The sequence below is a fragment of the Pseudoduganella flava genome (assembly GCF_007830495.1).
GTDB classification, from domain to species: Bacteria; Pseudomonadota; Gammaproteobacteria; order Burkholderiales; family Burkholderiaceae_D; genus Rugamonas; species Rugamonas flava.
This window is the reverse complement of sequence record NZ_VLKW01000022.1, coordinates 18338-29730: the sequence shown is the minus strand read 5'-3', so window position 1 is coordinate 29730 and position 11393 is coordinate 18338. Positions and strand designations below refer to the sequence as shown.

Annotated in this window: 7 protein-coding genes; all 7 read right to left on the bottom strand. The window is 65.8% G+C overall.

Annotated features, from left to right (window positions below; translation table 11 throughout):
* Positions 1-3347 (bottom strand): DUF6531 domain-containing protein (locus IP92_RS29450; RefSeq protein ID WP_145882230.1); only part of this gene is annotated, 3347 nt, incomplete at its 3' end.
* A gap of 10 nt (positions 3348-3357) precedes the next feature.
* Entirely contained in the window at positions 3358-3837 is a 480-nt protein-coding gene (locus IP92_RS29445) for a DcrB-related protein (protein WP_145882228.1), read from the bottom strand.
* A gap of 9 nt (positions 3838-3846) precedes the next feature.
* The gene (locus IP92_RS29440) at positions 3847-5769 is read right to left on the bottom strand and encodes a type VI secretion system Vgr family protein (protein ID WP_229419034.1); all 1923 of its coding nucleotides are present in this window, start codon (positions 5767-5769) and stop codon (positions 3847-3849) included.
* 156 nt (positions 5770-5925) lie between these two features.
* Entirely contained in the window at positions 5926-6480 is a 555-nt protein-coding gene (locus IP92_RS29435; protein WP_145882224.1) for a hypothetical protein, read from the bottom strand.
* 42 nt (positions 6481-6522) lie between these two features.
* A complete protein-coding gene (locus tag IP92_RS29430; protein ID WP_145882222.1) occupies positions 6523-7416 on the bottom strand; it encodes an EamA family transporter in 894 nt (297 codons plus the stop codon).
* Entirely contained in the window at positions 7413-9584 is a 2172-nt protein-coding gene (locus IP92_RS29425) for an FUSC family protein (RefSeq protein WP_145882232.1), read from the bottom strand. The genes IP92_RS29430 and IP92_RS29425 overlap by 4 nt, the downstream gene beginning before the upstream one ends.
* Before the next feature lie 22 nt (positions 9585-9606).
* Positions 9607-11307 carry a M14 family zinc carboxypeptidase gene (locus IP92_RS29420; protein WP_145882219.1) on the bottom strand — a complete coding sequence of 567 codons (1701 nt, stop codon included), beginning with the start codon at positions 11305-11307 and terminating at the stop codon, positions 9607-9609.
* Between the last annotated feature and the right edge of the window lie 86 nt (positions 11308-11393).

Sequence of the window (11393 nt, the reverse complement as noted above, 5' to 3'; positions counted from 1 at the left end):
CGCTGCACGTAGTCCGCGCCGGGTGCACCGGTGCTGCTGGCGATGCGCCGGCCCAGCGGGTCGTAATCGAAGCGCGTCTCGACCGTTCCGGCCGGGCTCTCGCTCGTCACGGCAAGCAGCCGGTCCTCGGCATCGTAGACGAAGCGCTGGCTGAAGTGGCTGCCCTTGCGCTTGTGGATCACGTTGCCCCACGCATCGTAGTCGTAGCGGATGTCCTGCCACACTTTCAGGCGGTTGCCGTCGACGAGGCCCTGGCTCTTGCGCCCGATGTTGTCGAGCAGGTTGCCCGCGGCATCCCATGCGAACTGCTCCTGCGCCAGGTCGCCGCCTTGCGTGCGGCGCAGCAGGTGTCCTGCCGCGTCGTGTTCGAATGCCAGCGTGCCGCGCACGCTGTCGGTCTGTTCGGCCAGCTCGTCGAGCGGGTTGTAGCGATAGCTGCGCCAGAGCCGTCCTTGTTCCGGCCCTATGGGGCTGGACGGCGCGGCGGCCGCTTGCCAGCTGCGCCGGCCAAGCAGGTCATAGCCGATGCGCTGCGTCAGCCGGCCCTGCGTGCGCAGCACTTCGCGGTGCAGGTCGTCGCGTTCGATGTCGCTGACGATCCGGTCGCCGGCGCGGATCTGGTGCACGTGGCCGGAGCCGTACATCAGCATGTCCAGCCGTTGCTGATGGGGCAGCGCCAGTGCGGCGATGTTATCCAGTTCGTCCAGTTCGTAAGCGACGGTGCCTTCGGCGCCGTGTTCGGCAAGCAGGCGACCGGCCTTGTCATAGTCGAAGGACACGGTGCTGGCCGTCACGCCGAGGGCTGCGCCCAAGTCGGTCGGCTTGCGCTCGGCGTGTACCAGCCGGTCGTCGTCGTTCCATGCGTACGTGCCGATCGACGTCGCGGTCGATTGCGCCAGCAGCCGGCCCATCTTGTCGCGCTTGAAGGTCGTGCTGCGGCTGGCGCGCTCCGTGGCCGCCGGCGTTGGCGCGCCCAGCTTTTCCAGCTCGGCCAGTTCGCCCGCCGCGTCGTACCGCAAATGCCGTTCGACGCCGTCCGGGCGCAGCTCGCGCACGAGGCGGTCGCCGCTGTCGTAGTCGAATACGTAGCGGGTCTTCTCGTCCGACGCCAGCCGGACCAGGCGGCCACGCACGTCGTACTGGTAGCGCAGCGTGCCGCCGGCGGGGTCCACCGCCTCGACCACCTGGCCGCGCGCGTTGCGCGTCCAAAGCAGGTGTTGGGCCGATCCGTTGCGGTGCTCGGCGAGCAGCCCGCCGGCGTCGTAGACGTATTCCTTGACGCTGCCGTCGGGCAGGATGGCGCGCGCCAGCTCCCCGGTCGGCAAGTTGTCGAAGCGCGTGCGCTGGCCCAGCGCATCCGTCACGGCCGCCAGGTACCCGGCCGCGTCGTACTCGTACCGGGTGGTCTTGCCCGAGCAATCCGTGTAGGCGACCAGCTGGCCCCGTGCGTTCCAGGCGTACCCCTGGCGGCCGCCGCGCGCATCGATGCGAGCCAGCGGATAGGGGCTTAGTCCTGTGCCGTATTCGAACCGCTCCACGCGCTCGAGCGGGTCGATGGTTTGCAGCAGCCGGCCGAGGTAGTCGTAGTCCGAGCGCCAGCGCGCGCCGCCCGGCAGCGTCAGGTATTTGATGCGGACGCTGTTGCCGTCATAGCTCGCTTGCGTGTGCCGCCCGATCGGGTCAGTCTCGCCGACGATGCGACCCGCATCGTCGTACTCGAAGGCGATGTTCCGCTCGCCCGGCAGCGTGATCGATGTCGGCTGTCCCGCCGCGGAATACTCCAGTGTGTAAGTGCCGCCATCCAGGTCCGTGCACTGCGTGATCTGCAGGTGCTCGTCATAGACCCAATGCGCCGTGCGGCCCAATTCATCCCGCACCCAGGTTTGGCGGCTCGGCAGGTCGTAACGGAATTCGGCGCGCTCGCCTTCGCTGGAACTGCATGCCATCACGCGCGGCTTGCCGCCGACGTCTGCCCATTCATAGCGCGACTCCAGGCCGAGCGCATTCGTGTGGCTGGCCATCAGGCCGCCGGCATAGCTGAAGCGGCGCACCACGTGGCCGTTCGCATCCGTCACCGCGATGAGCTGCCCCAGTTCGTCGTACGCATACGTCACCAGCGCTCCCGGCGCGTCGTACAGGCGTTCGACGCTCGTCAGCCGGCTGCCGCCGTAATGCAGCCGCAGCACCACGCCGCTGCCGGTGCGTATCGTGTGGACCCGCTGATGCTGGTCCCGCTCGTAGGATATCCATTGCCCGGTACGATTCTCCTGCCGCTGCAGCCAGTGCGTTTCGCCTTCGTCGCCGTCGAAATAGCCGAAGTCGAGATAGCGCTCATTCAGGTCGTACAGGATGTAGCGGCCGTCAGGCGTGCAGGCCAGGTAACGCTGTTCCACCTCGCTGTACAAGGTGTGTCCTGGCGGGACCACCGGGAAGCCAGTTTCCCTGCCCTGGGCGTCGAACAGCCACATCTGGCCGTCGCGCCGCTGCAGCCGCAGATCCCAGGGCAGCAGCCAGCCGCGCCCCAGCGTGCCTTCCCATTCCAGGTCGCTGCTGTAGAAGCGGGAGATCACGACCGGAATCGGATCGGGCACGACGAAGTCGATCTCGTTCTGCGCCAGCAGCACCTTGCGCCCAGTCGTCACATCCACCGGCTGGCCGAACAGGCCGCCCATCACGCGGCTGATGACCGGCGCGGCGACATAGCGCCCGACCGCTTCGCCGACCATGAACCCGCCGATGAATTTCGCCGCGCAAGGCAGCACGGCCCGCGACAAGCCTCCAGCCGCCTTTACCAGGCCGGCCAGGCCGCCGACCAGCCCCGCCAGCGCGAACGCCCAGTCGACCGTGGTGCGCAGCCAAGGCGGCACTTCGTCGTCGACCGGCAGGTAGGTCACCGTGCCGCCGCCGATGACGACGTTGTTCGAGCCATCGTCGATCGTGGCACCGCACGTGATCTTGTCCTTCTTGCGTGCGGCGGGCAGGCCGTTGATGAAGACTGTGCCCGATCCTTCCGCTACCAGCGGTGTCGGATTGTGCTTGTCGCAGGCGACGGTGCTGACGGTGGCATAGGCCGCCGCGCGACTGTTGGTGAACACGTTCGGCGAGCCGCTGGTGATCTTGCCCGCCCTGGATGAGAAGGATCTGCCGATCGCCTCGCCCAATCCGAGAATGGCGGTAGCGCCGATGCCGGCGGCGAGGCCGGCCAGCAGCGCCACGCCGAATCCGCACGTGAACGTCGCGAAAGCCACCGCGGCAATCAGGGCCACGCCGATCAGCGCGCCGATCAGGAACCCGCCCAGCGCACTGGTGTGGGCAATCGGATCGGTCAGGCGGGCCGCTTCGTACATGGCACTCGCCTTATGCCGCAGTGGGCGCCGCCGTTGCGGGCCGTTCGAAACTGTCCAGCCATTCACGCCACAGCCGCTCGAAGGATTCGTCGAATCCACGTGGGGTGGCGGCCGTAAGCACGAGCACGCGGCCCTGGTCCACCTCGAAGGCGGCCTGGCGCTGGCGGATGATCTGCTGGCCGTTCTTGTACTGCGCGTCGATGCGTTCGCCCGCCAGGCCGGCGTCGCCGCCCCCCAACTGCTCGCCACTCCTGGCCAGCAGCTTGTGGCCCGGCATGCGGGCTTTCAGGATGCCCAGTTGCCGGTCGATATAGGTGGCCAGCGTTTCGCCGTCGGCGAACCAGTCGCGCGCGATGCTCAGGTTCGGCTGGCTCTGCGGGTCGCGCGGAACGAACATGTTCGTCGTGCGATCTTCAAAGCCGGCGGGCAGGCCGATGCTGCCTTCGTGGATGCCGATGCGTGCGCTTGCCGCGCTGTGCTCATTGCTCATGGATGTCGTTCAAGGATTCAGGAAGATTTTGCCGCCGACGATCGTGATGTCGTTCGGCGTCATCGTGATCGAGCTGCCGCCGACGACCAGCGTGATCTTCTTCGGCGACGTTACGGTGATTTCACCGTCTTGCGACGTGACCGTGACGTCGCCCTTGATCGTGCTGTCTTGCCGCCCCTCGGTCACCGTCACCGTCATGTTGCGCTTGACGGTTTCGATCAGTTCCCCGCCGACCGTATGGGTATGGTTGCCGCTGATGCCCTGCGACTGGTTGCCGCCGACGTTGACCGTATGGTGCCCGCCTACCTGCATGCTGCGGTTGGCGCCGACGGCCTTGGTCTCGTCGTTCTTGACGACGGTATCCATATTCCGCTCCGCTTGCATCCACAGCTGCTCCGCACCCTTCTTGTCCTCGAAGCGTAGCGCGTTCGCGTTGTCCGGCCCGCCGCCAGGGGAAGAACGCGACATGATGCCGCTTTGCGTCTTGCTGGCGGGGAGCGACCACGCCGGCATCGTGTTCGCGTTCGGCAGCATGCCGATGATGACGGGGCGGTCCGGATTGCCGTCCATGAAAGACACGATCACCTCGGTGCCGATGCGCGGGATCGACGTCATGCCGAAGTTCGAGCCGGACCACGGCGACGCGACGCGGATCCATGCGGAGCTGCGCTCGTCGTTCTTGCCTTCGCGGTCCCAGTGGAACTGCACGCGCACGCGGCCATATTCGTCGGTGTGGATTTCCTCGCCGGGCGGGCCGACGATGGTGGCGGTCTGGATGCCGTAGATGCGCGTCTCGGTGCAGTAGAAGCCGCGGCCGGGGCGCCACGGGATCTTGCGGCGCAGGCATGTGACGCGGTTTTCGTAGTACGGCTCCGCAGTGCCGTCCGCATTGCCCGCCTGGTAGCGGGCCTGGTAGTTGTTCGTTGCGTAGTGCGTCGCTTCGACGACGAGGAATTCGTTCGCATCGTCGCCCGCCTCGTCGTCGAAGTGGCCGGTCAGGCGGAACCAGCGGCCCGGCATCATCTTCCGGTTGTTGCCGGCGCCTTCGAACTGCTTGGCACGCGCCTCGATTTCCTGCATGCGCAGGCGCGCCAGCGCGTCGCCGTCGGCCGCGTCCTTGAAGCCGAACGCGCCCGTGTACTCGTAGGACTCGATCACCGGCACGTCGCCCTGCTGGTTCATCGTCGGCAGCGATGCGCTGACCGGGCGGCCGCTCTTGAAGTCGTAGCTCGTCAGCGCCACGCTGCCATGCATCAGCTGGCGCACCGGCGACCAGTCGCCGATGCCGTCTTCCTCGACCACACCGCCGTGGCGCTGGTAGGGGATATCAGGCTCGCCGTCGATCGGCGCGGCACTGGTCGTGTCGTCGCTGATCACGAGTTTGTGGCCGGATTCGTCGTGCTCGAACCAGTAGACGAGTCCCGCGGCCGACCAGCGCCGTTGCAGGTAGTTCGCGTCGCTCTCGTCGAACTGGCACGCATCCGTCATCGGCTTCTGCGCACCCTGCACGCGCCAGTCCCAGTCGGCCACGCCGCCGTAGTCGGCGAAGATGCTGTCCGTCTGGTCGTACAGTGTCGCCTCGTGGAACAGGTAGTTATCCTTGCGCAGGTCGAGGTAGTTCAGCCACGGGCCCAGCTTCGCCTCGTAGTAGGCGAGGCCGCCGTCGACCTTCTTCAGCGCGAACCGGAACACGCGGCCCGTGAAGTGGCGCAGCGTGCCGTCGCGGCGCACCAGCTGCACGCACAGCATCTTGCCTTGCAAGTCCTTCAGGTGGATCAGCGGGTTGTCGGATAGCAGTTCGACCGTATAGTCGAAAGGCCGCGACAGGCTTTCGAACGCATGCAGGCTGTTGACGAGCAACTGCGCATCGGGGCCGTCATTGTTGGGAAATGACAGCCGCAGGATGCGGTTGTGCTGACGGTCAACAATCATTTCTTGTAGGCTCAGGATCACATCGCGCATAACGTGCCTTCCGATCATCGATCGGGGCCGATTATACCGGCTGAGGCTGATTTATTGTTTTATTTATATTGTTGTGCGCGATTGAGCGAGCACGAATTTCCGTTGAATTCGGCTTTCCCTGCGTCGTCAGGTTCGGCGAATTTCCTCGTATGCAATCGCCAGCCCGTTCGCGCCGATGATGTCGATCATCTTCCGCGTGGCAACCAGCCGCTCCCGGTACGTCGCATCGCGCGCGATGGCGAAGTCCGGTGCGATGTCGCTGCGGTAGGCTGCCACTTGCAGCAACTTGCCGCCATCACGCATCGCGCGGAACGTCGAGCGTTCTTCATCGACGAGGTTGCGATACACGTTTGTCTTGGCCAGATAGAAGCGGCAAGAGGCGGAGCGCACCGCCACGGTGATGGCGTAAAAATCCAGCTCGTCGGGGATGTCGCGCGCAAACACGTCGCGTGCCTTCTCCGAGAAGATCGGGATGCCGACGTCGGCATCGAGGCAGTCCGCAGCCTGCACCTGCAGTTCGGTGATGAACTCCTGCGCCTCGGCCCGCAAAGGCTTGAACTTCAGGAAGCTGCCGTCGCCCTCATCCCAGATGAAGTAGGCCGACAGCCGCCCGCGCGTATCGTTGAGCGTGACAAGATCGCCGCGCGCCTGGATCGGTGTGCCAAGAGTGAATAGCGTCATGACAGGCCCAACGAGTGTCGGATGCGCCGATTATAGCGACGCTCACGCCCGATTCAACAACCTTCCCCCGAACATCACGCAAGCCAGCGCCAGCACGATCAACGCAATCCCCGCCCACTGCCACGTGGTCACCGATTCGCCCAGCACGACCAGCCCGGCGGCGATCCCGATCACCGGCACGCCCAGGCTGAACGGTGCAACCTTGTTGACCGGGTGGCGCTTCAGGAGCGTCGTCCACAAGCCGTAGCCGACCAGCGTCGCCATCCAGCCCAGGTAGGCCACGGCGGCCCAGCCGGCCCATGGCATCGCGGTCCATTGCCAGCGCGTGGCGGCGGGGTCGAGCGCCAGCGACAGCAGCACGAACGGCACGATCGGCGCCGTGCAGCTCCACACGAGGAAGGCCAGCGGATCGAAGCCGGGGCTCGTCTGCTGCGCGCGGCGCACGACGATGTTCGATGCGGCCCACATCGCCGCGCCGGCCAGCACGAGAGCGAAGCCGAGCGGCGTCGTTTCCGCATCGGCTGCACGGCCCACGTAGTTCATGCCGAAGCAGACGAGGCCCAGCGCGGCGAGGAACAGGCCGGCCAGCAGCGGCCGGCCCGGCTTCTCGCCCAGCAGCGCGTAGCCGTACAGCGCCGTGAAGAACACCTGCGTCTGCAGCAGGACCGATGCGAGCGCGCCGCTCATGCCGACCTTCAGCGACACGAACACGAAACCGAACTGGCCCACGCCCTGGAACAGGCCGTACAGCAGCATCCACTTCGGCGCGACGGGCGGGCGGCGCAGGAACAGCACCAGCGGCAGCACCGCGAACAGGTAGCGGGCCGCGCCCAGCTGGAACGGCGTGAGGTACTGCAGGCCCACCTTCATCGCGACGAAGTTGGTGCCCCAGATGACCACGACGACCAGGGCCGCCAGCAGGTCGCGTCCACTCATTGCTTGACCACGTTGCGCTCGATCGCCTCGCTGTGCACGGTGATTTTCTCGGCGTCCGCCTGCAGCAGCCGCACGCGGCGCTGCACGACGGGCCAGCCCGCCCACTCGACCGAACCGGTCGGAGCGATCGTCTCCGACCACGCCAGGTCCGCCTCGAGGTTCGGCAGTGGCGCCTGCACACCGTGTTTCGCGAGCGCCTCGGCCAGTGTACGGCAAACCTGCACATGGCTGGCGGCCAGCATGCGGTTCACCTCGCGTGCCGGGATGTCCTTCACGTGGCGGCGCAGGATCGCGCGCAGTGCCGCCACGTGGGCGACAAGCAGGTAGTTCTGCACGATGAACAGGTTGATGTCCTCGACGGCGCGGCGCTTGCTGGCCGGCTCGTCGAGCATGCGCACCATGGCACCTGACAAGGTCGCCAGCGCATCCATCAGCCCCTTGCGCTGGATGCGGTAAGGGAAGTCGTTGCGGCACTTGCCCTGCAACAGCTCGAACGCCGCTTCCATGTAGCGCAGGTTCGCGGCCAGCACCTGCTGGATCAGCTTGGGCAGCGACTGGTATTCCCACGACGGCAGCACGAAGCTGAACACGGTGGCGACGGCCGCGCCGATGAACGTGTCGACGAGGCGTTCGGTGATCACCTGGATGCTGCCGCCGGCCGCGAGGTTCATCTGCAGCAGGATCATGATCGACACGGCGATCGCCGTGTAGCGGTAGCGCAGGTAGACGAACGTGGGCGTGGCGATCGTCGACAGGATCAGCGCCGCCAGCACGACGGCCGGGTGGTTGAAGAACACCAGGATCAGCGCCGTGATCACGCAGCCGATCACGGTGCCGACGATGCGGTCGCTGCGGCGCTGCTTCGTCATCGCGAAGCTGGGGCGCAGGATGATCACGATCGTCAGGATGATCCAGTAGCTGTGCGCCGAATATGGCAGCAGCGTGCCCACCGCCAGGCCGACGGCGATCGCCATCGCCACGCGCAGCGAGAAGCGAAAGATCGGCGAATCCATCCGGAAGTGCGACAGCATCACCTGCAGCTCGTAGCGCTGCTGCGACAGGAACGGTTGCATGTCCGCGTCCAGCCAGAACGGCGTGCTGTCGGATACCTTCTGGCTAGCCACGTGCAGCTCGCCCACCATGTTGATGATCGCGCGCACCTTGTTGCGCTGCGCCCGCAGCACCGCCAGCGCTTCCTGGGCCGGCTTGCCGGCATCGACGCGCCGCTGCAGTTCGGCCAGCTCGGTCTCGATCGCCGCCAGTTCCGGCTCGTAGCTGATCGACTGGTACGACGCCTTCTTGCGCGTGACGGCATAGGCCACCGATTCGATGTCGCGCGCGCACTTGTACGCGAGGTCGCGCAGGGCGATCAGCGCCGGCGAGTCGGCGAGGTGCACGCGCAGCTGCGCGTAGTCCGTATGCGTGGACAGAATCAGTTCATACAGGTCCAGCATGTGCACGTGGACCTGCACGACGATCGCATCCTTGCGGTTCTGGTGCGCGCGCAGGATCAGGTCGCGCGACGCCTGCTGACGGTCCGCCAGCAAGGCCTGGTGGCGTACCAGCTTGTTGAACTGCTCGGTGAGGTTGTAGCGCGTGTCGTAGAAGTCCGCCTTGATGTCGATGTAGGCCGCCAGTTCGAACAGCGCTTCGGCCAGCACCTGCTGCTTGATGCGGTGGCGCAGCACCCACGAGATGGCCATCGCATACGCGAGGTAGGCCACGCCGCCCAGCGTGAACAGGCCCACGTGCACGAGCGCCTGCATGGGCGTCATGTGGTGCTCCATCGACATCGTCATGATGAAGAGCGTCGCCAGTTGCAGCGGCATCGACTTCTTGCCGTAGACGACCATCATGCTGGCGCAGAACGACAGCAGCACGAGCACGCCGATCAGCAGCCAGAAGTAGGGCGCGCACAGGCTCACCAGCAACGTCACGACGCTGCACAGCAGTACCGCCGACAGCATCTCGTTGAATTTGTGGCGCAACGGGCTGGGCATGTCCATCAGCGCGGTGCACAGCGCGCCGATGCCCACCGACATGGCCGTGGCCATGTCGGACGTCGCCAGCGTCAGCCAGACGATGCCGATCAGGCCCGCGCCGAAGCGCAGGCCCAGATGGAAGTAGTGGCTGTGGAAGAACGTGCGCGGTGAAAGGGCGTAATGCAGGGACCGGGACATGGACCCGTCCTTACACCAGCCCCAGTACCGGATAGCGCCGCCACTCCGGCTCGGCGTGCCGCTCGCAGTTGTGCAGGATGAAGTGCAGCACCGCATCCTGGTTCGATAGCTGGTCCGGGTTCGCGGCCTTCCACGCATTGAACTTCGCCTTCAGCGCCGGCTCGGTCTCCAGCAGCTCCACGGCCAGGTCCTCGAACACGTAGTCCGAGATCGCTTCCTTGCGCTCCAACACCGAGTTGAAGAAGCCCCAGCGGAAGAAGCTGTCGTGCGCTTGCGGTTCCAGCGTTTCGACGGCGTAGCGGGCATTGTCCTGGTCCAGCGGCACGATCCAGTCGCCGGTGTTCAGCGTGAACGTGCCGGTGTGCTCAGTCACGTCGACGACGTCGTGGAACATATGGCCTTCGTAGGCGGTGGCGCGGGTGGACAGCTCGCCGATCCGGTAGTACTTCGCCTCGACCTGGCGCGGCGCTTCGACGCGCGTCATCTGGACGCCGTTCCATTGCAGGCGCTCGACCACTTCGCGCCAGGCCTGCGGGATCACGTAGGCCCGCGGCACGCGCACGACCGTGTCGGCCACGAAGTTGCTGTAGTAGGGGATGTCCTTTTCATACGGCTTGCTGCGGTCGTAAGACAGCCGCGCGTAGTTGCCCAGCACGCTGGCGTGACGGCGCGCCTCGTAGCCCTTGAAGCGGAACGTGGTCGGGTGGTCCTCGTCCATGCGCCACGTGACGGGCCATTCCTTCTGTTGGCGCTGCGCCGCTTTTGCTTCGGCGCGCAGCCGTTGGATCTCGGCCGCATGCGTGACCGTGAACTCGCGCGTCACGTCGAGCAGCGTGCGCATCGACTCGTAGCGGTCCTGGAAGGGCTTGAGCATGTGCGTTTCGGGCATGAAGCCGATGATGTTGTGCAGCGCCGTGAAGCCCGTCGAGAAGCGCGGCACTTCGAGGAATTCGGCGATGCCGTCATCCGGCGTGTCCTGCACCGGGTTCACGTATGGGCACGTCGGCCAGCCGCGCGCCTCCATCTCCTTGAAGATATGCGGCAGCATCGTGTGGCGCAGGAACGGGCCGAGGTTCGATCCCAGCTTGTCCGCCTGCGTGTGGATCAAGGTCATCGTGTACGTGTAGTCGGCGCCGTTGGACGTGTGGGTGTCCACCATCACGTCTGGATCCCAGGCCGTGATCAACTCGTTGAAGAAACGCGCGTTCAGTGTGTCGCACTTGACGAAGTCCCGGTTCAGGTCCAGGTGGCGGCTGTTGCCGCGGAAGCCGAACAGCTCGGGGCCGATCTGGTTCGGGCGCGACGTGCTGGCGCGGTTCAGGCAACCGTCCACGTTGTAGATCGGGACGAACAGCAGGACGGTGTTGCCCAGCGTGGCCAGCTTCGCGGGATCGAAGCAGAAGTTGCGCACGATCGCCATGCACGCGTCGATGCCTTCCGGTTCGCCGGGGTGGATGCCGTTATTGTTGAAGAATACGGGCCGGCCGGCGCGCTTGATCGCTTCCCGGTCGAACACGCCGTCCGCGCTCACGATGCCCACATGCAGCGGAATGCCGCCATCCGACACGCCAGCCTGCCCGAAGCGCAGCACGGTGGGGAAGCGGCGCGCGAGTTCTTCGTAAAACGCGATGCATTCGGTCCACAGCGTGGTCTGGTTCTGGTTGCCCTTTTCGTAGGGCGTGAGCATGGGTGCGAGCGATTCGGGGTGCATGATCTGGATCTCAGGAGCATTGACAGGAACGGCGCTGCCGGGTAGGCGGCCGAGTCCGGGATTGTAGCATCGTGCCTGCTGTGGCT